The organism is Streptomyces sp. NPDC127190, assembly GCF_042672505.1.
Classification (GTDB): domain Bacteria; phylum Actinomycetota; class Actinomycetes; order Streptomycetales; family Streptomycetaceae; genus Streptomyces.
The window spans coordinates 154,278-179,233 of record NZ_JBHXVE010000015.1; the positions used below are offsets into that span (position 1 = coordinate 154,278).

General features: G+C 75.1%; 23 protein-coding genes. 8 read left to right on the forward strand and 15 right to left on the reverse strand.

What is annotated here, in order from left to right; genetic code table 11:
* Window positions 1-159: 159 nt before the first annotated feature.
* Entirely contained in the window at window positions 160-381 is a 222-nt protein-coding gene (locus tag ACFVIU_RS23300) for a hypothetical protein (RefSeq protein WP_385844742.1), read from the reverse strand.
* A gap of 112 nt (window positions 382-493) precedes the next feature.
* Between ACFVIU_RS23300 and ACFVIU_RS23305 the strand changes: the two genes are divergently transcribed.
* The 4 genes from ACFVIU_RS23305 to ACFVIU_RS23320 all read left to right on the forward strand — a co-directional run bounded on the left by ACFVIU_RS23305 (window position 494) and on the right by ACFVIU_RS23320 (window position 5,141).
* Window positions 494-1,492: a carbohydrate kinase family protein gene (locus ACFVIU_RS23305; RefSeq protein WP_385844743.1), complete on the forward strand. Its 999-nt coding sequence runs from the start codon at window positions 494-496 to the stop codon at window positions 1,490-1,492.
* A gap of 122 nt (window positions 1,493-1,614) precedes the next feature.
* Window positions 1,615-3,753: a trehalose-6-phosphate synthase gene (locus ACFVIU_RS23310; protein WP_385844744.1), complete on the forward strand. Its 2,139-nt coding sequence runs from the start codon at window positions 1,615-1,617 to the stop codon at window positions 3,751-3,753.
* Between the two features lie 7 nt (window positions 3,754-3,760).
* Window positions 3,761-4,534: a glycosyltransferase family 2 protein gene (locus ACFVIU_RS23315; protein ID WP_385844746.1), complete on the forward strand. Its 774-nt coding sequence runs from the start codon at window positions 3,761-3,763 to the stop codon at window positions 4,532-4,534.
* The gene (locus ACFVIU_RS23320; RefSeq protein ID WP_385844747.1) at window positions 4,527-5,141 is read left to right on the forward strand and encodes a hypothetical protein; all 615 of its coding nucleotides are present in this window, start codon (window positions 4,527-4,529) and stop codon (window positions 5,139-5,141) included. Before ACFVIU_RS23315 ends, ACFVIU_RS23320 begins: the two co-directional genes overlap by 8 nt.
* A gap of 200 nt (window positions 5,142-5,341) precedes the next feature.
* On the opposite strand, the gene ACFVIU_RS23325 is transcribed toward ACFVIU_RS23320, so the two are convergent.
* Genes ACFVIU_RS23325 through ACFVIU_RS23335 form a run of 3 tightly spaced genes read right to left on the reverse strand, consistent with a single transcriptional unit; the run spans window position 5,342 to window position 6,936 of the window.
* Window positions 5,342-6,007: an ANTAR domain-containing response regulator gene (locus ACFVIU_RS23325; protein ID WP_385844748.1), complete on the reverse strand. Its 666-nt coding sequence runs from the start codon at window positions 6,005-6,007 to the stop codon at window positions 5,342-5,344.
* Window positions 6,004-6,462 carry a DUF4267 domain-containing protein gene (locus tag ACFVIU_RS23330; RefSeq protein WP_385844749.1) on the reverse strand — a complete coding sequence of 153 codons (459 nt, stop codon included), beginning with the start codon at window positions 6,460-6,462 and terminating at the stop codon, window positions 6,004-6,006. Before ACFVIU_RS23330 ends, ACFVIU_RS23325 begins: the two co-directional genes overlap by 4 nt.
* Before the next feature lie 27 nt (window positions 6,463-6,489).
* A complete protein-coding gene (locus ACFVIU_RS23335; RefSeq protein WP_385844751.1) occupies window positions 6,490-6,936 on the reverse strand; it encodes an anthrone oxygenase family protein in 447 nt (148 codons plus the stop codon).
* Window positions 6,937-7,027: 91 nt separating this feature from the next.
* Here ACFVIU_RS23335 and ACFVIU_RS23340 point away from each other — a divergent pair, with 91 nt between their 5' ends.
* The gene (locus ACFVIU_RS23340; protein ID WP_385844752.1) at window positions 7,028-7,606 is read left to right on the forward strand and encodes a TetR/AcrR family transcriptional regulator; all 579 of its coding nucleotides are present in this window, start codon (window positions 7,028-7,030) and stop codon (window positions 7,604-7,606) included.
* Between the two features lie 163 nt (window positions 7,607-7,769).
* On the opposite strand, the gene ACFVIU_RS23345 is transcribed toward ACFVIU_RS23340, so the two are convergent.
* The 7 genes from ACFVIU_RS23345 to ACFVIU_RS23375 form a co-directional block, all read right to left on the reverse strand.
* Window positions 7,770-8,807, reverse strand: a complete 1,038-nt coding sequence (locus ACFVIU_RS23345) for a rod shape-determining protein (protein WP_385844753.1) — start codon at window positions 8,805-8,807, stop codon at window positions 7,770-7,772.
* Between the two features lie 168 nt (window positions 8,808-8,975).
* Window positions 8,976-12,899 carry an SAV_2336 N-terminal domain-related protein gene (locus tag ACFVIU_RS23350; RefSeq protein ID WP_385844754.1) on the reverse strand — a complete coding sequence of 1,308 codons (3,924 nt, stop codon included), beginning with the start codon at window positions 12,897-12,899 and terminating at the stop codon, window positions 8,976-8,978.
* Window positions 12,889-13,923: an AAA family ATPase gene (locus ACFVIU_RS23355; RefSeq protein ID WP_385844756.1), complete on the reverse strand. Its 1,035-nt coding sequence runs from the start codon at window positions 13,921-13,923 to the stop codon at window positions 12,889-12,891. Before ACFVIU_RS23355 ends, ACFVIU_RS23350 begins: the two co-directional genes overlap by 11 nt.
* Window positions 13,924-13,969: 46 nt before the next feature.
* Complete coding sequence (locus ACFVIU_RS23360) at window positions 13,970-15,715, reverse strand: trypsin-like peptidase domain-containing protein (protein WP_385844757.1); 1,746 nt, start codon at window positions 15,713-15,715, stop codon at window positions 13,970-13,972.
* The gene (locus ACFVIU_RS23365; RefSeq protein ID WP_385844759.1) at window positions 15,712-16,104 is read right to left on the reverse strand and encodes a CU044_2847 family protein; all 393 of its coding nucleotides are present in this window, start codon (window positions 16,102-16,104) and stop codon (window positions 15,712-15,714) included. The genes ACFVIU_RS23360 and ACFVIU_RS23365 overlap by 4 nt, the downstream gene beginning before the upstream one ends.
* Window positions 16,105-16,258: 154 nt before the next feature.
* On the reverse strand, window positions 16,259-17,602 hold the full coding sequence (locus tag ACFVIU_RS23370; RefSeq protein WP_385844761.1) for a carboxyl transferase domain-containing protein: 1,344 nt from the start codon (window positions 17,600-17,602) through the stop codon (window positions 16,259-16,261).
* Window positions 17,595-19,079, reverse strand: a complete 1,485-nt coding sequence (locus ACFVIU_RS23375) for an acyl-CoA synthetase (RefSeq protein ID WP_385844762.1) — start codon at window positions 19,077-19,079, stop codon at window positions 17,595-17,597. The genes ACFVIU_RS23370 and ACFVIU_RS23375 overlap by 8 nt, the downstream gene beginning before the upstream one ends.
* A 192-nt stretch (window positions 19,080-19,271) precedes the next feature.
* Between ACFVIU_RS23375 and ACFVIU_RS23380 the strand changes: the two genes are divergently transcribed.
* Complete coding sequence (locus tag ACFVIU_RS23380; protein WP_385844764.1) at window positions 19,272-19,745, forward strand: carboxymuconolactone decarboxylase family protein; 474 nt, start codon at window positions 19,272-19,274, stop codon at window positions 19,743-19,745.
* Window positions 19,746-19,806: 61 nt separating this feature from the next.
* Here ACFVIU_RS23380 and ACFVIU_RS23385 read toward each other — a convergent pair whose 3' ends face one another.
* Both ACFVIU_RS23385 and ACFVIU_RS23390 read right to left on the reverse strand, forming a co-directional pair.
* Window positions 19,807-20,655: an SMP-30/gluconolactonase/LRE family protein gene (locus tag ACFVIU_RS23385; RefSeq protein WP_385844765.1), complete on the reverse strand. Its 849-nt coding sequence runs from the start codon at window positions 20,653-20,655 to the stop codon at window positions 19,807-19,809.
* Entirely contained in the window at window positions 20,652-21,425 is a 774-nt protein-coding gene (locus ACFVIU_RS23390) for an IclR family transcriptional regulator (RefSeq protein WP_385844767.1), read from the reverse strand. Before ACFVIU_RS23390 ends, ACFVIU_RS23385 begins: the two co-directional genes overlap by 4 nt.
* 167 nt (window positions 21,426-21,592) lie before the next feature.
* Here ACFVIU_RS23390 and ACFVIU_RS23395 point away from each other — a divergent pair, with 167 nt between their 5' ends.
* The gene (locus ACFVIU_RS23395) at window positions 21,593-22,159 is read left to right on the forward strand and encodes a hypothetical protein (protein WP_385844768.1); all 567 of its coding nucleotides are present in this window, start codon (window positions 21,593-21,595) and stop codon (window positions 22,157-22,159) included.
* Window positions 22,160-22,192: 33 nt separating this feature from the next.
* Here ACFVIU_RS23395 and ACFVIU_RS23400 read toward each other — a convergent pair whose 3' ends face one another.
* On the reverse strand, window positions 22,193-23,020 hold the full coding sequence (locus tag ACFVIU_RS23400; protein ID WP_385844769.1) for an oxidoreductase: 828 nt from the start codon (window positions 23,018-23,020) through the stop codon (window positions 22,193-22,195).
* A gap of 94 nt (window positions 23,021-23,114) precedes the next feature.
* On the opposite strand from ACFVIU_RS23400, the gene ACFVIU_RS23405 reads away from it, so the two are divergent.
* Window positions 23,115-24,023: a LysR family transcriptional regulator gene (locus ACFVIU_RS23405; protein ID WP_385844770.1), complete on the forward strand. Its 909-nt coding sequence runs from the start codon at window positions 23,115-23,117 to the stop codon at window positions 24,021-24,023.
* Between the two features lie 16 nt (window positions 24,024-24,039).
* Here the strand turns inward: ACFVIU_RS23405 and ACFVIU_RS23410 are convergent, their stop codons facing one another.
* Window positions 24,040-24,909, reverse strand: a complete 870-nt coding sequence (locus ACFVIU_RS23410) for a RimK family alpha-L-glutamate ligase (RefSeq protein ID WP_385844772.1) — start codon at window positions 24,907-24,909, stop codon at window positions 24,040-24,042.
* Window positions 24,910-24,956: the final 47 nt, after the last annotated feature.

A 24,956-nucleotide genomic window follows, 5' to 3' on the forward strand; every position in this document is an offset into this window, starting at 1 on the left:
GGTGGGCCCCCCCACCCCCACAACACACCACCCCCCCCCCCCCCCGCCCCGGCGGGGGGGCGCCGGGGGCCCCCCCCCCCGCCCCCCCCCCCCCCCCCCCCCCGCCCCCCCCCCCCCCGGGGGGCCCCCCCCTCCTTCACTCCCTCGGACGTGCCGGGGTCACCAGGCCGGGTCGTGGGTCACCGGGTCGATGTGGAGAAGTGGTTCGTCCGGCGGCGTGGGCGTGTCCCGGCTCGTGGCGTCCCGCCGGACGTCCCGGATCGCGCGCGCGAGCCTGCGCACATGGGGGTCGTCGCTCCGCAGCAGATGGTCGACCGCCTCCTGGGGTGTGCTGCGCACCACCGCCAGCAGCTCCTGGAAGGCCGGATCGGTCGGGGACATAGGGCCTCCGGTGGCTGCTCGCTCGTCGACCTTGAGCCATTGATGGGCCCCATCGGGTCATCACTATTAGTCACTAGTTTACTACTGGTTGCAAGTGCCCAGGGTTCGAGTCATGACCTATGAGCCGGATCTGACGCACCGTCGCCCCGCGGATGCGGGGGAGTCGGTCCTGGTGGTGGGGGCGTACTCCGTCGATCTGGTCTTCCGGGAACTGACCGGGCCGGTCGCCTCCGGCTCCGAGGTGTGGGCCGGCGGACTGGGCATGGTGCCCGGTGGTGCGTTCACCCCGGCCATGGGCATGCGGCGGCTGGGGCGCGAGGTGGTGTGGGCCGCCGACTTCGGCACCGATGTCTTCAGCCGGGAGGTGCTCGCCGCCGCCCGTGCCGAGGGCATCGACGAGCGCGGCTTCCGGCACCATGCGGGACCGGTCCGGAACGTGACCGTGGCGCTGTCGCAGCCGCAGGACAGAGCGATGATCGCCTACGAGGACCCGGTGGCCCGGCGGTCACTGGCCGAGCTGGTGGACACCTTCCGCCCGGCCCTGCTGGTGCTGCCGTTCCTCCAGTACGGACCCGAGGTCGGCGCGGCCCTCGACGCGGCCTCCCGCCATGGCACCCGGGTCTTCATGGACTGTCAGGACTACGCCGGGCACGTGGGGATGCCGGCGGTACGCGAGGTGCTGGAGAAGGTGGACGTCTTCGCGCCCAACGAGCCGGAGGCGCTGCGGATCACCGGGGCGGCCGGGGTGCGGGAGGCGCTCGACGTGCTGGCCGGCCTGGTGCCCACGGTGGTCGTCAAGCGCGGCGGAGCCGGCGCCGTCGCCGCGTCCGGAGGTCTCCGGGTGGCGCGCGGGGCACCGGACGTGCACGTCGTCGACACCACCGGGGCCGGGGACTGCTTCAACGCCGGCTTCCTGCACCGGTGGCTGGACGACGCCCCGCTCGCCGACTGCCTGGCCGCGGGCATCGCCTGCGGGACGGCCTCGGTCACCGCGCCCGGATCCAGCGCCGCGCTCGACGCGAACGGGCTGCGCGAATGGCTCGAAGGCCGGGGGCCGGTTGCGGACGGCCGTGCGTACGAGGGCGACGTACCGCATCTGACGGCGCCTTAGCCCGGAAGCGGCGCAGACCTCGGGCACGTCCAGGCACCAGGGGTGTGTTCCCCGGCGTCCTGCGCTCCGCCCTGCGAGCCGCCCGCCGGCGATCCCCTTCTGTTGTACGGAGAGGAACACCCATGGCCGACACGCCACCCACCGCCGCACGCCCCCGGCCGGCCGTTGCCGAGCCCCCGGCCCCCCGCGTGCTGATCACCGACCTCGACGGCACGCTGCTGGGCGGGGACGACCGCGCCCGCCGGCGACTGCACCGCGTCCTGGCGCAGCACACCGATATCACCGTGGTGTTCGCCACCGGCCGTTCGGTGCCGTCGGTCCGTGCCGTCCTGGAACGCGACCCCTGGGTGCCCGCGCCCCGCTGGATCGTCGCCGACGTGGGAGCGAGCGTCGCCGACGCCGCCGGCATGCGTCATCTCGAAGACCTCGAGGACCGGCTGCGCAAGGGCTGGCCCGGCGCCGACCTGGTGCGTGCGGCGCTCCGCCGGTTCCCCGCGCTGGTCTACCAGGAGGGCGTCGTCCAGGACGGCCGGTGCTCGTTCTTTCTGCCGCCCGAGCATCTGACAGCCGAACTCCGGGCCGCCGTGGCGGAACTGGGGTGCACCTGGACGTACTCGGCGGACCGCTACTTCGACGTCCTGCCCGAAGGGGCGGGCAAGGGGCCGGCGGTACGGGCGCTCGCCCGCATGCTCCGCTGGCCCGCCTCGTCCCTGCTCGTGGCCGGCGACACGCTGAACGACCTCTCCTTGTTCACGCTGGGGGCGCACGGGGTGATCATGGGCAACGCGGAGCCCGCGCTGTCCGCCGCCGTGCCGGTCAGCGACCGGGTGCACCGCCCCGCGCTCGAGGGCGCGGCGGCGATCCTCTCCGCCCTGGAACGCCTCGGCTGGATCCCGGGGCCCGCGCCCGAGGTGGTCGGCTACCACCGCCCGCCCTTCCACTGGTCCAACGGGCGCTGGCGCCCGCCGGCCAGCCCGAACGGCATCCTGCCCACCCTCACCTCCGCCCTGGGACCCGGCGCGGAAGGACCACGGCACGCCCTGTGGACGGCCGCCATCGTCACGTCCCGGGAGCCCTCCGCACCCGCCGGTCCGGACGTCGCGGTCGGCGCCCCTCCCGAACCGCCCGGGACGCTGCCGCTCGCCCTGCTGCCCGTGTCGAGGGAGACCTGGAGCGGCTACTTCCACGGCGCCTGCAAGGAGACGCTGTGGCCCGTCCTGATGTCCATGCCGTGGCTCGTCCGCCACGACCCGGACCAGTGGGCCGACTTCGAGGCGGTCAACGCCGCCTTCGCCGACCACATCGACGACCACGCCGCTCCCGGGGCGACGGTCTGGCTGCACGACTACAACCTCTGGCTGGTGCCCGGCCTGCTCCGAGCGCGCCGCCCCGACCTGCGGATCGGCCTCTTCCATCACACACCGTTCCCCGCGCCCGAGACCTTCCGCGCGCTGCCTGCCTGGGAACAGCTCCGCACGTCCCTCGCCCAGCTCGACTGGGCCGGATTCCACACCGACGCCCATGCCGGCAACTTCCGGCGGCTGCTGGCCGGAGCCGCGCGGACGCCCCGCACGGGGGTGCACCCCCTGGGCATCGACCGCCAGGCCGTCGAGAGGTGCGCGCGCCGCGCCCAGCCCCGCCCGGACGGCGACGGCATCAACGTGCTCTCGGTCGAGCGCCTCGACTACGCGAAGGCACCCGTCCACAAGATCCGCGCCCTGGCCGCCCTCCTGGACCGCGAGCCTGCGCTGCGCGGACGGCTCCGCTTCCGGCTGGTCTGCCCTCCGCCGGAGCCCGGCATCCGCGCCTACGACGGCACCCGCACCGAACTGGAAAGAGCCGTCACGGCACTCAACTCCCGCTGGTCGACCGCCGGCTGGCAGCCGGTCGACTACATCCCGCGATCCCTGCCGTTCGCCCGGATCGTCGAGGAGTACCTGGCGGCGGACGTGTTCTGGGTGACCTCCTTCGCCGACGGCATGAACCTCACCGCCCAGGAGTACGTCACCGCGCTCGCCGCGACCGGCCGCAGCGGGGTCCTCGTGCTGTCCCGGCACGCCGGAGTCGCCGACCAGCTCCGCGACGCCGCCCTTCTCACCGACCCCGCCTCGCCCCAGGACCTGGTCGACACCCTGCACCGCGCGGTGACGATGACACGCCCGGAACGCCGCAGCCACACCGCCCGCCTGGCCGCCCGGCTGGACAACCCCGCCCCCGCCGACTGGGCCCGCGCCATCCTCACGGAGATCCGCCAGCGATGATCTGACCATGAAAGACCACATGAACATCGTCTCGGTCGTGACTCCGGTGCACGGCGGCGCCGTGGGGTTCCTGCCCGAGGCGTACGAGTCCCTGCGCGCGCAGGAGCTTCCCGACAGCTGGTCATGGGAGTGGTGCGTGCAGGAGGACGGCGGCGGCGTCCGGGCGCGGGAGCATCTTCCGGCGGACGATCCCCGGATCCGGATCTCGGCCTCCCGGGCCGGCGGTCCCCATGTGGCGCGCACCATGGCGTTCGCCCGCTCCACCGGGCGCTACGTCAAGACCCTGGACTCCGACGACCGGCTCGCCCCCGGCGCGCTCGCCCGCGACCTCGCCGTGCTGGAGCGGCATCCCGAGGTGGGCTGGACCACGTCCCGGGTCGTCGATCTCCTCGAGGACGGCAGCACCGTGTCGTTCGAGCTGAGCGATCCGGAGCCGGGCCGGCTCCCGCGGGGCAGCGCCTTCGGCTTCTGGGCCGAGCACCGCCGCCCCCGGGTGCACCCCGCCACGCTGTGCGTACGGCGCTCCCTGCTGGCGCTGCTGGGCGGCTGGATGGCGCTGCCCGCCTCCGGCGACACCGGTCTGCTGCTCGGTCTGGACGCGCTGGCGGACGGGTGGTTCATCGGCGAGACCGGGCTCACCTACCGCAAGCACGCGGGGCAGATCACCGCCCACCCCGACCATCGGAGCGGGTCGGAATGGGAGGCCCGGATGTCCCTGATCCGGGAACACGCGGAGGCGCTGCGGGCCTGGGCGTCGGATGCGGAGCACCGGAATGCGTGAGATCACGGGCGTGCGCGCCACCCCGGGCGGCCGGGTCGCCGTCCGCTTCCACGAGCACGGTTACGTCGTCGGCGCGGACCGGCGCGGCAGCCGGATCGCCGAGCGGCTGTTCGGCGACGAGGCCGGGTGTGTGACGGTCCTGGTGCTGGTGGCCTCGGTCGTGCTCTTCGGCCTGCTGCGCAAGGGCGGTGCGCCGCCCGCCGCCGTCACGGCCTGCCTGTGGGTCTTCGTCGCCGCCCTCTGCTACGCCCTCCTCCTCGCGCTGCTGCGCTGGGCGGCCGACGCGGTCGCCGGCCTGCTGCTCGTCCTGTTCGTCGTGGTGACGCTGCCGGGGCTGCTGTTCCCGGGCTACCGGCGCAGGGTGCTGCGCGGCCGGCGCGGCGGGCCGGAGACCGAGCCCGGCTGGGTGCCCGGTGCGGCCCTCGCCGGGGTGTGGCACCAGGCCGACCCGCGTACCGGCGAGGTGGTGACGGTCCAGCGCACCGACGGGTTCGTCACCGCCTTCGTGCCGCCGCCCGGCAGGGCCCGCGACCTGTACGACGGCTTCGACGGGCTGATCCGGCGTCACCGTCCGGCCGCCGCGCCGTACGGTCCCGGCCGGAGCTGACTTGACCCGTCCATGCTTGAACGGCCCGCGTCCTGGGCACGCACCCCCTAACCGGCGTCCACCCGCCGGGCCGTACGGCAGGAGGAGGGCGTCATGGACCGTCGGATCCGGGTGCGTGTCAGCCGGCGGCCCGCCGCCCCGCGCGGGCAGGAGATCGACCGCAGGACGCCCTCGGGGCGCATCCTGCCGTACTGAACCGTTCAGTGGGTGAGCCGGGCCGCCGCCGAGCGCAGCTGGGTGCGCAGCGGTTCGGGCGGGGCCGGGCCGTCGGGGCTCGCGCTCGCCGTGACCGCCGCCGCGACCCGGCGCAGCTTGGTGTTGGACCGCTGAGAGGCCTCCCGCAGGATCGTCCAGGCCTGCTCCGGGGTGCAGGAGTGCGCGGCCATCAGGATGCCGCGGGCCTGGTCGATCACCGGGCGGGAGTCGAGGGCGTGGCGCAGCTGTTCGATCTCCAGGCGCAGTACGTCCAGTTGCTCGTCGCGTTCCCGGGCCACCGCGGAGGCGGGGCGGGCGGGGGTCTCGGCGTGCAGCGGCCCGGCGGGGTCGCCGCTGACCAGTTCCAGGACGCGGTGCGGCTGGCCCCGCCAGCCGGTGGCGGTCACCGCGACGCCGTACCGGCGGCCGTACGCGCTCAGCGTGTCCAGGAACGCGAGCCCGGCCGTGTCCATGAAGGACACCCCGGCGAGGTCCGCCTCGACCCGGGTGACGCCGGCGGGCAGCGTGGCCAGGGCCGTGGCCAGGGCTTCCGTGCAGCCGTGCACCAGCTCGCCGCGCACGGTCAGGACCGTCCGGTCGCCCTCCGTGTGCTCGTCGACGGTCAGGGGGACCGGCCGTCCACCGTGCGGTACGCGTGCCGCTGAGGTCATGTCCTCGCCTCGCTCGCTGCTCGAAGTCCCTCGGCGCTCGCCTGCCCGGGGGACCGGCGGCTACACCCGGCGCGCCGGGTCTCGACCAGGGTCAGCAGGCCGTTGACCACCATCAGGGTCGCGGTCAGGCCGTGGACTCCGAGCGCGGTGGCCACGGAACCGTGGTGGGCCAGCACGGTGGCCATGTCGCCGTACGCGGCGAGGGCCTCCACCGTCAGCACCCAGCCGAGTGCCCGGCGCTGGCCCGTCACCAGCAGGACGGCCAGGACCAGGGCCAGGACGACGTCGCGGATTCCCTTGACGATCAGGAAGCCGCCGCCGTCGCCGGACGGCCAGCTCGGCAGGCCGAAGCCGGGCGCCTGGGTCTCGGGGATCAGGATGAACTCCGTCCCGAACCAGAGGATGAAGAGGATGAAGGCGGCGGTCAGGACGGTGTTGGTCTTCTTCAGTGACATGGCTCTTCTCCCGGGGCGGCGGCTGAGTCAGACGAGGGCGGTGACGAGCAGGGTGAAGGCGGCGATGATGACGGCGACCCGGACGTAGTGGTAGCGCTCCCAGCGGTCCAGCTGCTGTTTCCAGTCGGCGGGCCGGGTCTCCGGGGTCCAGGTCCGGTTCCGGTTGTTGATCGGGACCAGCAGCAGCACCGACATCACCACGCTGACGATCAGCAGAGCGGCGGCGGTGACGACGAGTCCGGCGCCGTGGTGGTGCCATCCGGCGACGGCCCAGAGCGCGCTGAGGACGAGCGAGCCTATGTACCAGAACGGCATCAGGGTGCCGAGCATGCGGCCGCCGTGGGCGTGGCCGAGCTGGCCGCTGTCCTCGGGCAGCGCGTTCAGGATGCGGTTCATGACGAAGGCGACGGAGAACTCCACCCCCACCATCAGGCCGACGAGGACGGTGGTGACGACTTCGAGAGTGCCGAGCATGACGATCCCTCCGATGAACTAGCGTTGCTAGCTGTCGAGTCAACGCTAGTACTGCTGCCGCTCGATTGTCTAGCAGTGCTAGGATCGGGGCATGTCGGTAAAGGAACGCAAGGAGCGCGAACGGGCCGCCCGGGAGCACCTCATCGTGGCGGCGGCCCGCGAACTCGCCGAGCAGCAGGGCTGGGACGCGGTCACCACCCGCCGGCTCGCCGAGCGCATCGAGTACAGCCAGCCGGTCCTGTACAGCCACTTCCGCGGCAAGCGCGAGATCATCGGGGCCGTCGCCCTCCAGGGCGCCACCGAGCTGGCCGTGGCGGTGCGGGCCGCGACCGCCGGCGTGGCCGGGCCGCGCGAGCGGGTCGCCGCCCTGGCCCGCGCCTACCTCGACTTCGCCGAGCGCAACCCCGCGGTGTACGACGCCATCTTCCAGCTCGACGGCGGCCTGCCGTACGCGCAGGAGGACACCCCGGAGCCGCTGAAGGACGCCTTCGCCGCGCTGCTGGAGACCCTGGCCGAGGTCGCCGGGGACGGGGTCGACCCGGGGCTGTACACCGAGGTGTTCTGGGCGTCCCTGCACGGGCTCGCCACCCTCACCCGCGCGGGCCGCCTGCTGCCCGAGGACGCCGAGCCGAGGCTGGAGCTGCTGGTGGACCGGCTCGCCAAGGTCTGACCGGCCACGGACGTCCGCAAAGCCGGCTCGGCGATACGTTGGCCCCCGCGTGGCCTGCCATCCCGGGATCGGCGGGCCGACGCCCAGGGGGGCGCCGTCGCGGGGTAAGCGGAATCTACGCCTCCGGGGGCTGGGTGGGAAGACCCCTTCTCGGCCGTACCGCTCAGGCGGCCAGCGGGTTCAGCATCAGCGGCTCGATCCGGCCCTCCAGCATCGCGCCCAGGCCCTGCGCCGCGCAGATGTCGGGCCGCTCGGCGATGTGCACCGGCATACCGGTGGCCTGCCGCAGCATCTGGTCGAAGCCGGGCAGCAGCGCCGAACCGCCGACCATCGTGATCCCGCGGTCGGCGAGATCGGCCACCAGGTCGGGCGGGCAGTGCCGCAGCACCTTGCCGATGCCGTCCAGCACGGCGGTCAGCGGGGTCTGGATCGCGTCGCGTACCGCGGCGGTGTCCACCTGCACGCTGCGCGCGAGACCGGTGGCCACGTCGCGGCCGTGGATCTCGGTGCGGGCCGGGCCGTGCGGGGTGAGACCGTTGCCGGACAGGGCCAGTTGCAGCGGCCGTACCGACTGGCTGGGCAGCATCAGCTCGTGCTCGTGCCGCAGATGCTGCACGATCGCGTGGTCCACCGCGTCCCCGCCCACCGGGATCCGCTCGGCGGTGACGATGGAGCTGAGCGAGAGGACCGCCACCTGGGTGGCGGCCGCACCGCACACCATGATCATGGTGGCCTCGGGGCGTTCCACCGGCAGCCCGCAGCCCACCGCCGCCGCGATCAGCGTGTCCACCAGCTCGACCCGGCGCGCCCCCAGCCCGACCAGCGTCTCGATCACCGCGCGCTGGGCCAGCGGATCGGCGTCGTGCGGGGTGCAGGCCGCCGCCCGCAGCCGGAGGTTGCGGCGCAGCGTGCGGCGCATCTTGTCGCCGAGGAGGTGCCGCAGCATCCGCTGGGCCATCTCGATGTCGACCACCGTGCCGCCGGAGATCGGCCGGACCACCCTGATGTAGCTCGGCGTCCGTCCCGTCATCTTCTCCGCGAACTCGCCCACCGCGATGAGCGCGCCGGTCTTCGTGTTCACGGCCGCGACGGACGGCTGGTCGACCACGAGACCGGCGCCCTTCACATACACCCGGGTGCGGGCCGCCCCCAGGTCGACGGCGAAGTGGCAGCGGCGCAACTGCTCCAGACTGACGGTCACGGCAAAACCTCCCGAGTGCGCGGGCGTGGGTGCGCCCGTCCGGTCCGGCGGGCCGCTTCCTCTTCCTGCATCCTCCGTGGCGCCGCGGGCCGGGCGCCTTCTGGAGAGGGCCGGGCGGGGCGCCGCTGAATGGGGGGTTTGCGGGAGGCGTACCGGTGTGTCGGCCCGTCAGAGGTGACCGGCGGCCTCCAGCAGCGGTTCGAGGGAGGAGACGGCGGCGTCGCCGCCCGCCTCCCGCAGCTGCGCGCGCCCGGTGGCGGTGGGGGAGTAGCCGATGAAGCGCAGCCCGAGCTGCTGGGCGGCGGTGAGTTCGCAGACCGAGGAGCCGATCAGGACGGCCGTCTCCGCCTCGGCCCCCAGGGCGGTCAGGGCGCGCCGCAGACAGTCCGGGTCGGGGGTGAGCAGACCGGGGTCGTGGCGGCGCCCGTGGATGCCCGCGAACGGCGGCTGATGGATGTTCAGGGCGCGGTGGATGGCCTGGCTGCTCACGTCCGTCGCCACGCTGACCGGGCGGCCGGACCGGTGCAGGGCCCGGACGAGCGGCAGCGCGAGGTGGGTCATCGGCGCGTCGCGGACGGCGCGCAGTTCCAGCTCGTCCAGGGTGTTCAGCAGCCTCGGGCCGAGCCGGTCCTGGGCGAAGGCCCGTACGACGTCGAGCGGGTGCGTCAGCCCGTCCCGGCCGGCGGTGTCCGCGACCGGTAGCGGACGGCCCGCCAGCGCGTCCCGCGGATCGCGGTCCTCGGCCACCAGGGACAGCAGGTACAGCGCGTTCTCGCGGGCCGTCCGTGCCGTGTACAGCCGCACCAGGGGCCCGTCGAAGCCGATCAGCACGGCCCGGGCGGCGGACAGCAGGCCCGACAGCCGGCGGCGCGCCGGAACCGGCCGCACCGGCTCCGGCAGCGGCTTTCCCTCGGTCGTCAGCCGCACGGTGCACGACACCTTCAGCCCCGGCACCGGCCAGTCGCCGCGCAGCGCCCCGTTGACCTGCTGCTCGGCCGCGTCCACCCGGCGCAGCGGATGCCGGCGCGTGAAGCGCGCGGCGGAATCCCGGGCATGGGCCAGCAGGGTCCCCGGGACGTCGGTGGTCTCCCCGCGGACGAAGGCGACCGGGTCGACGACGTACCAGGACAGCTGCACCGAGGCGGTGAACGAGCCCGGGCCGGAACTCGGCAGGGGCACGGTGTGCCGGTCCCGGTGCACGCTGAGGTCGACCCAGTAGTAGGTCTCCGGGCGGGGCGGGCGGTCGCCGTACGGGCGGATCGGGTCGAGCAGGGTGAGCGGGCCGTCGGGCCGCGTGTGCACGACGGCGGTACGGCCCGGCGTGGGGATGCCCAGCCGGCGCAGGTCGTCGGTGATGAACGGGCCCTGCACCAGGTCGTCCTCGGCGGGCTCCGGCGCCCTCGGCGAGCCGGGCGGCCCGAGCGGGCAGTACCAGGCGGCCGGCGGGGCGTCCGGGGCGTTGTTGCGGTACAGCGGCCAGAAGCGCCGCGAGCCCTGGGCGGCGGAGCTGGCGGCGAAGTCGTCGTACAGCGCGGGTTCCACGACGACCAGCACGTCCGCGGCCGCCTGCGGCGGCTGGACGGGGGGTGCGCCGAAGGTGACGCGCAGCCGCGGCGGGTTCTTCAGCCGGTCGAGGGAGTGCGGCAGTTCGCGGAGTACGGCGACCAGCACGGGCAGCAGGAAGGCGCCCGGTTCGACGCGCACCAGGTAGCCGTCGGGGCGCACCTCCACCCGGTACTGGCGGGGGCCGAGGGAGCCGCGCGCGAGGATCTCGTGCACGGTGGCCTCCAGGGTGATCCGCGCTTCCGGCCGCCCCTTCAGCTCACCGGCCGTGAAGTGGATCTCGGGGCCGTCGGCGGGGGGCTTGGGGGGCGGGGTGGCGAGCGCGGGACGCCGGAGCAGCCGACGCGCACCGCTCTGCTGGGATTCGGGGTCGTCGTCGAGCAACTCGTCGGCCGCCGCGAGGAGTTCGGCCGTCTCGTGGGCGAGGCTGCCGCGGGACAGGGCCTTGACGATGTTCCCCAGGGCCCAGAGCGACTTCGCGCGGCCTCCGCTCACCAGGGGCGCGGAGTCCAGGCAGGTCAGGACCGGTCCGCCCGGGGTGAGGGCGACGGACCGCGGGTTCAGCACGCCGCGCGGCCCGTCCTCGGCGTGCAGGGCGAGGACCGCGTCGGCGAGCGGCGGGAGCAGGGCGCCGATCTCGGCGGCGGTCAGCTCGTCCGGGACGCCGTCGAGGCGTTCGTGCAGCGTGGGCCCGGGGGTGACGTCGCGTACCAGATAGGGCGTCCGGCCCGCGAAGCCGTAGGAGCGGACCCGGGCGATCCCGGGGTGGCGCACCCTGCGCAGCCGCGCGCACAGGTCCGTGAAGTCGGTGCGCAGATCCGGCGGGTACACGCACACCACCACGGGCGTGTCCGCCTCCCGGGTGTCCTCGGCGAGCCAGCCGACCCCCGAGGCGCCCGTCTCCCGCAGCAGCCGGTACCGCCCCGCGAACAGCTTCCCGGCCGCCGGCTGCGACAGCCGGCGCACGCTCTCCTCGCTGACCGTGGCGAACGGATCGCCCTCCACGGCCGTCCCGGTCCCCTCCTCGGACGGCACCGACGCGCGGAACTCGCCGGGTGCCCGTCCGGCCCGGCGGTCGATGAACTCGCCGACGCGCGCGAGCAGTTCGGTCGTGCTGTTGCGGGCGGTGCGCGGCAGCCCGAGCAGCAGCAGTTCGCGTACGCCGTCCCGGAAGGCGTAGGAGCCGGGCGGGCCTTCGGTCACGGCGGTGAGCATGCCGCTGAGCACGACCTCGGCCAGGTGCTGCGGGCGCGGGTCCGGTTCCACGGCGGCCTGCACCAGCCGCATCACCGGCAGGTCGGCCCGCCCCACCGCGAGATGGCCGGCCAGCCGGAACGCCTCGGGCGAGGCCGTCGCCCGGAACCGCAGCACCAGTTCCTCGGCGGACAGCAGCCCCACGTCCGTACGGTCCTCGGAGTCCGCCGGCAGCGGACGGTCCAGCGCGGCCACGGCGCCGGGGAACTCCGCCCCGCCCGGGCCGGCGAGCAGGGCCGCCCAGTTCCCGAGCCAGCCCGGCTCCGGCTCCAGCACGGGCAGCGGCACGGCACCCCGGGACAGCGGGGACTCGTGCTGCTCGTACGGCGTGAACGTGAGCTGTGCCGGGGCCGCCGCGGGGTGCGGGGCGGACAGCCGGCCCGCGGTGGTGGGCAGTGCCGTGTCCCGCCACAGGTGCTCCGGCAGCGGCTGTACGACGGCCAGCGGCATCCGGCGCGCCCAGCGGTGCAGGGTGGCGTACCACCTGGTGCCGGCGGGGCCCTCCCGCCACTGCGGGCCCATGCAGTCGCTGATGAGCAGGGTGGCGCTGCGGCCGTCGGCGGGCGGCTGCGGGTCGGGGCCGCGCACGGTGCCGTCGGCGGCGGCGCGGTACAGGGCGACCGTGCGGAAGGCGCCGGACTGGGCCAGGGCGGTGTGCAGTTCGCGGATCAGGGGGCGCCAGACCGGCATGGTGGGCCCGGCGTCGTACACCAGGTTCAGCCGCAGCCAGCGCTCCCGGGCGGGGCGGAGCACCGGCAGCCACCACTCGGGGGCGGCGCCCAGGCGGGCGATGCGGTCGGCGGTGGCCCGCTCGTCCAGTTCCCGGCCGACGGGCGCGTCGACCCGCCGCCCCAGCGGGCGCAGCGCGCGTTGCAGCGCGAGCGGGTGGCGCAGCATCGGGGGCGCCGGGGCGAGCAGGGTGGTGTGCCGCCGGTGCTCCGCCGCGGCCGCGGGGCCGCGGGTGGGCAGGTGGAGGGGCACGCGGGGGGTGCGGGCGGGGGCGGGATCCGCTGCGGGGTGCGGGGGCGGCGCGGGTGCGTCGGCCGGTGGCGGCCGGTGCGGGGGTGCGGGGGTCTCCCGCTCGGGTGCGGTGGGTGGGGTGGGCGGGGTGGCGGCGGGGTCCGGGCTCATGTGCCGGGCCAGCCAGAGCAGTTCGGCCAGTTCGCGCGGGGTCGGGCGGACCCCGCGCGAGGCCGCGGCCAGCACGTCGGCCAGCCGGATGAGGGGGTCGGCGGGGCCGTCCGGGCCGTCCGGGGCGGCGGGTTCAGAAGACATCGGACTGCGTGGTCTGCCCCAGGTACGGCATCAGCTGTTCGGCCAGCCGGTCGAGGGAGGTGGCGTCCAGGTCGGTGGAGCGGGCCAGGTAGATCGCGTTGAGCAGCTGGTCGGTGGCCAGGTCGCCGGCGCCGGACCGGGCCAGGAAGCGGTCGATCAGGGCCTGCGCGGGGCCGTCGGGCTCGCCCAGGTGGGCGCGGACGATCTCGGCGAGGTGCCGGTCGTCGGGCTGCCGCAGATGCAGGGTGACGCAGCGGCGCAGAAAGGCGGGCGGGAACTCGCGCTCGCCGTTGCTGGTGAGCACGACGAAGGGGAAGGCGCGGCAGCGGACCCGGCCGCGCGCCACCGGGACCCGGTCGTCGGTGCCGTCGACCAGCACCTCGGCGACGCCGTCCGGGGTGAGCCGGGCGGCACGCACCAGCTCGGGGATCTCGTACTGGCCCTCCTCCAGCACGTTCAGCAGGTCGTTGGGCAGATCGAGGTCGCTCTTGTCGATCTCGTCGATGAGCAGCGCGCGGGGCCGGCCGTACGGCAGCAGGGCGGTGCCGAGGGGGCCCAGGCGCAGATGGTGCTCGACGCCCGCCCCGGTGCCGGCCGCGTCCCCCTGCTGCTCCGCGGCCGCCTGCTGCCGGGCTGCGTACAGCCGGGACAGCGGGTCGTACTGGTAGAGGCCGTCGTGGAGCGTGCTGCGGCTGGTGATGTTCCAGCGCAGTACCGGGCCGAGCCGCAGCTCGCGGGCGACCGCGTACACCAGCGAGGACTTGCCGGTGCCGGGCGGGCCGGTGACCAGCAGCGGCCGGCGCAGATACAGGGCCGCGTTGACCAGCTGGACCGTCTCCTCGGTGGCCTGGTAGGTCGCCGCGCGGTGCATACGGTCCGGGGAGACGGCCGAGGCGTCGGCGGACGCGTCCGGCGCCGGGAGCACGGGGCCGCCGTCGAAGGCGCGCCAGGGCGGCGGCGGGGGCAGCCGGGTGATGCCGTCGTGCGGCTCGTTCGTACCGGTGTAGACGGGCCACAGGGGCATGGGCTCTTCTTCTCCGTGGGGGCGGGGCGGGCGGTCGTACGGTCGGTCAGGCGACGGGCGAGTGCAGGCTGGCGGTGGTCTCCGGGAAGCAGCGCGGATCGTCCCAGAGCAGTTGCAGGTCTCTCGCCCAGTGCGCGTCCGGCTCGTCGGCGGCGGCCGCGGTCATCCGTAACGACAGCACATGGCGCGGGAGTTCGGCCGGCGGGACGTCCGCGACGGAGTCGGTGAGCGCGTCCAGGAACGCGGTGCCGGGGCAGGGCGGGTCCGCGGGGCCGGGCGCGTCCGGGGCGCACGTCGGCTGCGCCGGCGGGGTGTGGGCGTCGGGCGGGCAGCCGGTGCGGGGCCACAGCAGGACCGGCACGGGCACGGTGAGGCCGACCTCGAAGTGCTCCTGGGCCACCGCGGGCGGGGCCGCGAAGCCGGCGAGCCCGGCGTCGCCGTCCCACAGCCGTTTGCGCAGGCCGGCGGGGCGCTCCTGGGTGTCGCACGCGACGCGGTACAGCCCGACGGCGCGCCGGGAGTCCAGCTTCTGCCACTTCCGGCTCAGCTGGCGGCGCAGCCGGTTGCTGTGGTGGCGGGCGCGGTCGGTGACCACGAGGGGGTAGGCGCAGCCGAGCGGGGTGCTGTCGTCGGCGCCGCACTCCCAGTGCGCCACTGCCTCGTTGAGCCACTCGCGCGGCAGCACGAACGTCACCAGCTCCTCCGCGTCCGGGGCGAGATGCGCGAGGGCCTCGTCGATGCGGTGCTGCACGAAGGCCCGCACCCCGGAGCGCGGCAGCCGGCGCGCGCCCACCGGGCGGCGCTGTCCGTCGCGGTACGCGGACACCTCCACGGTCACCTGGTCGGGACCGGCACCGCTGTGGTCGATCTCCACGACGACCGGCGACCAGGAGGGAGCGGCCGGGGCGGCGGCAGCGGGGGCGGCCGCCGGGGGCTGCGGCTGCCCCGGGTCCAGCAGGTCCTGGAGCCGGTCGGCGAGCCGGTGCACCGCGTCCGGGTCCGGCACCTCCCACTGCACATAGGCGGCGGCCGCCCACAGGGAGGTGAAGCCGCCGGGCGGCAGGGGCGGCCCGAAGGGGCCCACCACGTCCACGTACAGCCGGTGCGGGTCGCACACCGCCCGGCCGCCGTCCGCCGCCCGCCGCAGCAGGGCGTACAGCCGCCGGCGGGCGTCGTCCCGGTGGCCGGGGGTGGGCACCAGCTCGCCCAGCTCGGGCCAGTACCGGGCCATGACGTCCAGCGGCAGCATCCGGCCCTTGCGCACCTCCGGCAGCTCCGAGGCGGCGGTGATCATGCCGGCCACCCTGCCGTCCGGCAGCGTCGCGGCCGCCCCGCTGAACCCGGCCACGAGCGGCTGCCCGTGCCCGTGCCAGGCGACCAGCTCCAGCCACTCGTCCGCGATCAACTGCCCGGAGACCGCCTGGTACTCGGCGAGCGTGCCCTCGTCGTAGCCCTCGGGGAAGCCGTAGGCGATCAGCCGGGGGTACGGCTCCCGGTAGGCGGCGTCGGGCGGCGCGAAACCGGCCGGGGCGAGGGGGACGTCACGGTCCAGTTCGAGTACGGCGACATCGCCGGGGTCGGTGGCCGCGCCCGCCCAGCCGCCCTGGAACACCACGGACGCGGGCAGCTCGCCCAGCCCCCGGGCGTGCGGGAAGCTGACCGTCACCGGCGCGCTGTCGCTCCAGCGGACGACATGGGCGCAGGTGAGCACGCGGCGGCCGGTGACGAGGAAGCCGGCGCCCACCTCGTGACCGCAGACGATCCGGGCGTGCCAGGCGGCGCTGTGTCTCACCGCTCGGCGGGCTCCGGGTCCGCCGCCGCGGTCTGCCCCGGCAGGGCCGCGGCGGGGGTGCCGTGCGCCGGCGACTGACCGGGGGACCAGCTGAGCTTGACCACCAGATGGCCCTCGGTCGAGCCCTTGGCGATGACGGCACCGGCCTCCGCGGACAGCCGTACGCCGAACTCGATCTCCACCGCGTCGGGGCGCAGGCTGCCGTCCCGGAAGACCCGCAGCGCCGCCGCGGCCGCCCCGCGTACGCCGTCCAGCGCGCCCTCGAAGGTGCGCGCCGCCTGCACCGGTCCGTCGCCGCGCGAGACGAGGCGCGCGCCGGGCAGGACGCTGACGCCCTCCACCACGACCTGTGCGCCGTCCTCGGTCTCGAACTGCACCAGCTTGTCCATGACGACGCCCGCTCCCCGTTCCCCGGGTCTCCCCGGCACACCCACTCGTCGGCCGACTCCCATGCTACGGACGGTGTCCCGGGTGTCACATCCCGGGCACCATCCGGTCAGAATCGTTCAACACACGGGCAGACAGCGGCACATGGCGCTCGTCTCAGGACCCGTGGTGGTCCACGATGCCCCGGACCACGCCCAGCGCCACCAGGTCCTGCGGCCGGATGCACAGCTGACCGGCGGTCGCCTCCACCTCCTCGGGCGGGCGCTTGAGGATCGCCGCGGCCAGCTCCGGCGCGATCACCGAGAAGTAGCCGTCCGGCGTGACCCAGGTGTTGCCGGGCGCGGCCAGCGCCAGCGCGCCGCCCGAACCGCCCTCCCCGACCACCAGCGTGGTGATGGGGACCCGGGCGGCCGCCACCGCCCCGAACACCTCGGCGATGGCCGCCCCAGCGCCCTGCCGCTCCGCCTCCGCGTCATTGGCGGCACCCGGGGTGTCCACCAGCGTCAGCACCGGGATGCCGAGCCGGTCCGCCAGCCGGATCAGCCGGGCCGCGGTGCGGTAGCCGGCCGGCCGGGTCGCCGTGCCGGTCTGCGCCGCGTACGCCACCGTACGGCCGTCCCGCGCGCCGAACCCGCACAGCATCCCCTCGGGATCGGTGCCCCCGCACCGGTCGCCGCCGATGGCGAGCCGGTGGCCGAAGTAGGCGTCCAGGTAGGCCCGGGCGTGGGGGCGTTCGGCGGCGCGGGCGCGCCGGACCGCGTCCGCGCCGGTGCGCGGGAGTGAGGTGCCGCCCAGTGCGGCGGGCGGCGGGGCCTCGGCGGCCGGGCTCGTCAGCAGCCGCAGCCAGGACCCGAGCACCTCCCTCAGCTCGGCCGGGGGCACCACCGCGTCCGCCACGCCCGCCGCCAGCTGCGCCTCGGCGGTGTACGCGGCCGGGTCGGCGTCGGGCGGCCGGACCCGGGAACCGGCGAAGCCCACCTGGGCGCCGGGCAGCGCCAGCACGATGTCCGCCCCGGCGCCCAGCGTGGCCCAGCCGCCGCCGGTGGTGGGGTCGCGCAGCACGGCGATCTGCGCCAGCCCGGCCTCCCGGGTGAGCACCGACTCGCGCGCCACCCGCTGGAGCTGGGTGAGGGCGATCATGCCCTCCTGCATCCGGCTGCCGCCGGTCGCGATCAACGGCACCACCGGCAGCCGGTGTTCCCGGGCATGGGCGTAGGCGGCCACCAGCCGGTCCCCGGTGCGCTCGCCCAGCGAGCCGCCCAGGAAGCCGAACTCGAAGGCGATCAGCACGGCCCGGGTGCCCGCCACGCGGGCGGTGCCGCAGACGACCGACTCCTGCTCGCCGGTGCGCTCGGCGGCCCGGGCGCGCGAGGCGTCGTAACCCTGCCAGCCGAGCGGGCCGTCCGGAGCGGACCGCCTTTCGGGGCTGGGCAGTTCGGTGAAGGTGCCGGGATCGGCGACGCACCCCAGCACCTCCCGGGCGGAGAGCCGCTCAGGCATCGGTGAGCGCCCGCTTCATGAGCTTGCCCAGGTCGTTGCGGGGCAGCGAGTCCCGGTACCGCACCACCCGCGGACGCTTGTGCGGGGCGAGCCGCCGGGCCACGTGATCGGCCAGCTCCTCGGCCGCGGGCGGCGCCTGCGGGTCGGCGGGCACGACCCAGGCCACGATCCGCTCGCCCAGGTCCGCGTCCGGCTCCCCGGTGACCGCCGCCTCCCGCACCCCCGGATGCTCCAGCAGCGCGTTCTCGATCTCCCCGGCCCCGATCTTGTACCCGCCGCTCTTGATCAGATCGGTGGCCTTCCGGCCGACGATCCGCACATACCCGTCCGGCTCCCGTACGGCCATGTCGCCGGTCCGGAACCAGCCGTCGGCGGTGAACGCGGCCGCGGTGGCGTCGGGCCGGTTCAGATACTCGGTGAACAGGTTCGGGCCGCGCACCTGGATCTCGCCGACGGTCTCCCCGTCGTACCCGGCGATCTCGCTGCCGTCCTCCTCCACCAGCCGCAGCTCGACGCCCGGCAGCGGCACCCCGACCGTCCCGGCCCGGGGCTCGCCGTCGGCCCGCACACTGGTGTTCATCAGGGTCTCGGTCATGCCGTACCGCTCGATCACCCGGCGGCCGGTCGCCGCCGCGATCCGCTCGTGGTCGTGCACCGGCAGCGCGGCCGAGCCCGACACCAGCAGCCGGGCGCCGGCCAGCGCCTTGGCCAGCGAGGGGTCGCCGGGCAGCGCCTCCGCGATCCGGTGGTACATCGTCGGCACCCCGAACAGCATGGTCGCGCCGGAGCCCAGCTCGCGGGCCACGCCCTCCGGGGAGAAGCGCCCCAGGTGCCGCACCGAGCCGCCGCGCCGCAGCGGGCCGAGGATGCCCAGCACCAGCCCGTGCACATGGAACAGCGGCAGCCCGTGCACCAGCACGTCGTCCGCGGTCCACTGCCAGGCGTCGGCGAGGGCGTCCAGGGTGGTGGCGAGGGCCCGCCGGGGCAGCACCGCGCCCTTCGGCGGCCCGGTCGTACCGGAGGTGTAGACGACCAGCGCCGGGTCCTCCTCCGCGCCCCGCTCCTCGAACCGGGCTCCGGACGCCGAGGCGTCGACGTCCACCCGCGTCACGTGATGCAGCGCGGCGGGGAGTTCGGCGCCGGGGGCGGCCAGCAGCAGGGAGGGCGCGCTGTCGGCCAGGATGTGCGCCAGTTCCTTCTCGCCCGACTTCGGGTTCAGCGGCACCGCGGCCGCCCCGGCGAGCAGCGTGCCCGTCACGGCGACGGCGGTCTCCAGCTCCGGGGTGGCCCACACGGCGACCCGGCCGGCCTCCCGGACCCGCGCGGCGACCGCGCCGGCGGCCTGTGCGAGCTCTCCGTAGGTCAGCGACCGATCGCCGAACCGCAGGGCGACCCTCCCCCGGACTTCGTCCGGGGGGACCCCCGTCTCGCTGTGCTCGGCCGGTCCGTCCGCCAGGGCGGGGAAGAGGGAGGACACGCGGCGCACTCCTTACTGCCGGCCCGTGACCGGCTGTCGGGGACACCCTCCTTCCTACACCGCCACCCGGGACGATCAGTCCGTGAGGCAGGTCACAGCCGTCGGTGTCACAGAGCGCGGGGCTGTCTCGTCCAAAGAGCGTAGGCAACGAACCGATCGGCAGACGATCGACAAGAGTCGCAGGAGCCCGCCATGGAAGCCCGGTTGAACGTGATGGCCAGCCCGGTCATGTCGAAGGTCTTCAAGCACTTCATCGCCGCCCACCACATCCTGGCGGACTCGACGCTGCCCGCCGGCACCCGGGCGCTGGTCACGCTCCGCGCCAGCCAGATCAACGGCTGCTCCGGCTGCGTCGACATGCACACCAAGGAGGCCCTGCACGCCGGTGAGGACCCGACCCGCCTCTACCTGGTCGCCGCCTGGCGCGAGGCCACCGTCTTCACCGAGGCGGAGCGGGCCGCGCTGGAGCTGGCCGAGGAGGGCACCCGGATCGCCGACGCGGCCGGCGGGGTCAGCGACGAGGTGTGGGCCAACGCCGCCAAGCACTACGACGAGGAGCAGCTCGCCGCCCTGGTGGCCCAGATCGCCCTCATCAATGCCTTCAACCGCGGCAACGTCATCACCCGCCAGCCCGCCGGCCACTACGAGGTGGGCATGGTGCACTGACGCCCGCACCGGCCCGCCCCTCCCGGAGAACCTGGCCGGGAGGGGCGGGCGGATGCGGCGGTCAGCCCGCGAAGGCCGGCTGGGGCAGCCCCTCGCCCGCGTCCGGGATCACCAGCAGGGAGCCCGACAGCGGGTGCGGCGCCGTGAGGCCGGTGCGGGCCGTGGTGACGTACAGGTCGGTCAGCCCCGGGCCGCCGAACGCACAGGCCGTCGTCCGGGGCGTGGGCAGGGTGATCACCCGGTCCAGCTCCCCGGCCGGGGTGTAGCGCCGTACCGCGCCCCCGTCCCACAGCGCCACCCACACACAGCCCGCCGCGTCGACGGTCAGGCCGTCAGGGAAGCCCGCGCCCTCCTCGATCTCCACCAGCGGGCGGCGGTCGTGGACGCGTTCGCCGTCGTAGCCGAAGACGTCGATCCGGCGGGTCGGGCTGTCGATGTAGTACATCAGCCGGCCGTCCGGGCTCCAGCCGGTGCCGTTGCTGACGGCGACGTCCGGAAGGACCGTCCGCACCTCGCCCGCGCCGGTCACCCGGCTCAGCGTGCCGCCGCCGGCGGTCTCGTCGTAGCGCATGGTGCCCGCCCACAGGGAGCCGTCGGGCGCCACGGCGGCGTCGTTCGCCCGCCGGCCCGGCACCGGCTCGTGGTGCAGCCAGCGGAAGGTGTCGTCGGGGTCGAGGAGTCCCACGCCGTCCCGCAGGTTCAGCACCAGCCCGCCGCCCGCCCGGGGCTTGGCCGCGCCGACGTGCTGTTCCGTCGTACGGCTGGTGCGCCGGCCGGTGACCGGGTCGTACGTGTGGATGCGCATGCCCAGGATGTCCAGCCAGAGCAGCCGGCCGGCCGCCGCGTCCCAGGTCGGGCCCTCGCCGAGCCGGGCCTCGGCCCGCACCGCGACCTCGTACGCCGCCGTCATGCCACGCTCCGGTGGCCCAGCCGCTCCGACAGCTCGGCGGCGCCCTTGACGGCCAGCTCCGTCAGCTCGTCCCGGCGCTCCTCGCTCCAGCGGATCATCGGCACGGAGATGGACAGGGCGGCGACCACCTGGCCGGTGCGGTCGCGCACCGGCGCGGCCACGCAGGACACGTCCGGGTTGGACTCGCGGTTCTCCACCGCGACGCCCCGCTCCCGGATCCGGGCCAGGGCCTCGCGCAGCGCGGCCGGTTCCGTGATGCTGTTGGGGGTCATCGCGGCCAGCTCGGCGTCGTCCGGGAGCCGTGCGGCCAGTTCCTGCTCGGGCAGCGCGGCCAGCAGCATCTTGCCGACGGAGGTGCAGTGGGCGGGCAGCCGGCGGCCGGCGGCCGAGACCATGCGCACCGCGTGCGTGGAGTCGACCTTGGCGATGTAGATGACGTCGGTGCCCTCGAGGATGGCCACGTGGACCGTCTCGTCACAGGTCTCGGCGACCGAGCGGGCCACCTGCTGGCCCTCGGCGGCGAGGTCGAGCTGCTCGGCGTAGCGGCTGCCGAGCTGGTACGGGCGCACCCCGAGCCGGTACCGTCCGGGCTGTCCGGGTACGGGCACGATGTACGACCGCGCCGCCAGGGTGGTCACCAGCTCGTGCACGGTGGTGCGCGGCAGCTGGAGCCTGCGCACGATGTCGGGGGCGGAGAGCGTCCCGTCCCCGTCGAGGAACAGCTCAAGAATGTCGAGAGCCCGGGTCACGGCAGGCACGAGGCGTCCCACGTCCGGCCCCCTCCTTTGGTTCAGCCTGTTCGAGATACCGGAGTTGGAGCGGCATCACGTTCGATATATCAACAGGCGATCGGCATGACGAACACAGGCTAAACAGGGAGTGCTGGCCCCGGCAATGGGTCGGCGGCGACGGCCGTGATCACGGGCACCATGGGGGCATGGATCTCGACTTCCAGCTGGTGCTGCTGCGCCGCATGGCCGACCACAACCCGGGGCTGGTGGAGGACGCCCGCCGCTCGCTCGGCGCCTCGGCGGCGGACATGCGGGAGGCCAACAAGCGGTGGCAGGCGATGGTCCACTCCCGGCGGTCCCGGTCCGCCGCGGCCTCCTACCGCGCGGTCCTCGGCGCGCCCGAGTCCGTGGTCCCGCGCCGCCTGGGCGACCTCGACTGCGAGGCCCGCCGCTGGGCCCTGCCCCTCTGGCCCTCCCTGCGCTTCGAGGTGCTGGCCGGGCCCGACGGCGCGGTGTGGAACGAGTGGCTGGTGCGCGCGCCCGGCGCCCCCGCCCCCAGGCTGGAGACCCTGGAGGACCTCACCCCCTGGTCCTGCACGGTGGACGAGGCCGCCCGCGCCTTCCCCCCGGCCCGCCCGCTCCAGGGCACGGCCCCCACCCGCTGGGCCCTGGCCCTCACCGCCCCGGACCGCACCGGCACCCGCCACGACCTGGTCGCCGAGTTCACCTGGGGCCTCCTCCAGCGCACGGCACTCACCGGCCGCGAGGGCTGAGCCGCCCGGGGCGCCGGCCGCCGCAGCCGGGCCTCACGCGTCGAACGCGGTGGCCCTCGTCTGCTTCTCCCAGGCGATGACCTCGTCGCGGACCTGGTCCAGGTGGCCCAGGACCGCGCTCACCCCGTCGTCGCCGAGCGGCAGCCGCAGCGGGGTGTGCTCCGCCTCCAGGGCGGCCAGGATGACGGCGGCCGCCTTGGCCGGGTCGCCGGGCTGGGTGCCGTCGCCGCCGGACACGAAGCCGCGCGTCTCGCTCACCTTGGCGTACACCCCGCTGTCCGCGCTGACCCCGGCCCCCGAGCCGAAGAGCGAGGTCCGGAAGGCGCCCGGCTCCACGATCAGCACCTTGATCCCGAACTCGGCCACCTCGTCCGCCAGCGCCTCCGAGATGCCCTCCAGGGCGAACTTGGTCCCGCTGTACGCCCCGAAGCCCGCGAAGGACATCTGCCCGCCCATGCTGCTCATCTGCACGATCGCGCCCGAGCGCCGCTCGCGCATGTGCGGCAGCACCGCCCTGACCAGCGCCGTCGGCCCGAAGACATGCAGGTCGAACAGTTCCCGCAGCTCGGCGTCGGTGGTCTCCTCGACGGCCCCGACATGGGTCCGGCCCGCGTTGTTGACCAGTACGTCGATCCGGCCGTGCCGGGCCACCACATCCGCGACCACCGCCTCGACCGCGGCCGCGTCGGTCACGTCCAGCCGCACCGCCTCCACCTGGTCCGGATGGGCGGCCACCAGGCCGTCCAGGGCCTCGGGGCGCCGGGCCGCGCCGACCACCACGTCACCGGCGGCGACGGCCGCCTCGGTGATCGCCCGTCCGAAACCGCTGCTCGCCCCGGTCACCAGCCACACCTTGTTCACGGCAACTCCCTGTGCCTCGTGCTCTCTTCGACAGGATCAAGCCTGCGGCACGTGATCGTTGCCCGTCCAAGATCTCTGGTGATAACCATCGGCTATGACCACCGATGTGCATGTCCGGGACCTGCGCTACTTCGTCACCGTCGCCGAGGAACTCCACTTCACCCGGGCCGCCGAGCGGCTGTACGTCTCCCAGCCCGCGCTGAGCAAGCAGATCCGGGCGCTGGAGCGGCAGCTGGGGGCGGAGCTGTTCCGGCGCGACCGGCACGGGGTGGGCCTCACGGCGGCCGGCGAGGCGCTGCTGCCGCACGCCCGGGAGGTGCTGGCCGGGTGGACGGCGGGCGCGGCGGCGGTGGAGGCGGCCAAGGCGGCGCAGCGCAGCACGCTCGTGGTGGGCATGAGCACCAGCCCGGGCCGGGGCGGGCTGCTGCCGGCCGTCCGCTCCCGCTTCACCGCCGCGCATCCCCGGGTCACCGTCCGGCTGCGCCAGATGAGCTGGGACGATCCCACGGCCGGCCTGGCGGACGGCGGGGCGGACGTCGCCTTCGTCTGGCTGCCGCTGCCGGAGGAGGAGCGCTACGACTGGACGGTGGTCGCCGAGGAGCCCCGGCTGCTCGCCCTGCCCGCGACCCATCCGCTCGCCGCCCGCACCGAGATCGACTTCGCCGACCTGCTGGACGAGCCGTTCCTGGCCCTGCCGCGCAGCGCCGGTGTGCTGCGCGACCACTGGCTCGCCCTGGACGCCCGGGGCGGCCGGCCGCCCCGGATCGGCGCGGAGATCGCCGGGGCCGAGGAGACGTACGAGGCACTCCTCGCCGGCCTCGGCGTCTGCCTGGTCGCGGTCGGCAACGCCCCGCTGATCACCCTGGGCGGCGTCGTCACCCGCCCGGTGCGCGGTCTCGCCCCCAGCCGCTATGTGCTGGCCTGGCGCCGGGAGGACGCCACCCGCCCGCTGGTCCGGGACTACGCCGAGGCGTGCCGGGCCGCGGTCGGGGGCCGCCGCTGAGACCGCCTTCGAGGGGTCAGGCCGCGGCGGCGAGGACCGCCTCGGTCACCCGGGGCAGGGAGTCCGGGTGGAGGAAGAGGAACAGGTTCGGCTCGACCAGTTCCAGTTCCATCAGGCACGGCCGGCCGTCCTCGCCGTCCACCAGGTCCACGCGCGCGTACAGCAGCTCCGCGGTGCCGGGTACGGCCGCCAGCGCCTTCTCGGCGACGGCGAGTTCGGCGTCGGTGGGCTGCCAGGGGGTGAGGTCCGGGTGGGCGGTCTTCTCCGCGTCGTAGGGGGTGCCCGGGGCGAGGACGGCGCCCTTGCGGCTGGCGTGCAGCAGCCGGCCGCCGAAGAACTGGAGCGCCCGCTCACCGGTGGCGTCGATGCCGCGCAGATACGGCTGCACCATCGCGGTGAAGCCCTCCGCGTGCATCCGCGCGAGGTGCCGTACCGCCGTGTCGTGGTCGTCCGGCGTGTACCGGGCGGCGAAGCGGGCGCCCGCACCCGAGGTCGGCTTGATCACGTACTCGTGCCCGGCGGGCAGCTCGGCCGGCTCGCCCGGGGCGATGTAGCGGGTGGGGACGGTGGGGATCCCGGCCGCCGCCAGCTCGCCGAGGTAGCGCTTGTCGGCGTTCCACCGCACGACCTCGGCCGGGTTGGCGAGCCGGGTCACCGCCTCGACCCGTGTCACCCAGTCCCCGAACTCCCCGGCGCGCCAGCTGTAGTCCCAGGTGGAGCGTATGAGGACCAGGTCGTAGGCGCCCCACTGCACCGTGGGGTCGTCCCAGTGCCGGGCCTCCGCCTCGGCTCCGGCGCCGGTGAGCGCGGCCACCAGCACCGGCAGGTCCCGGTCCTTGTGGGCGCTGCCCTGGGGGTCGTAGGTGGCGAGGGCGATGCGGGGCACGGGCGGACTCCCTGTCGTACGACGGTTCGACTGCGGGAGGCTAACAA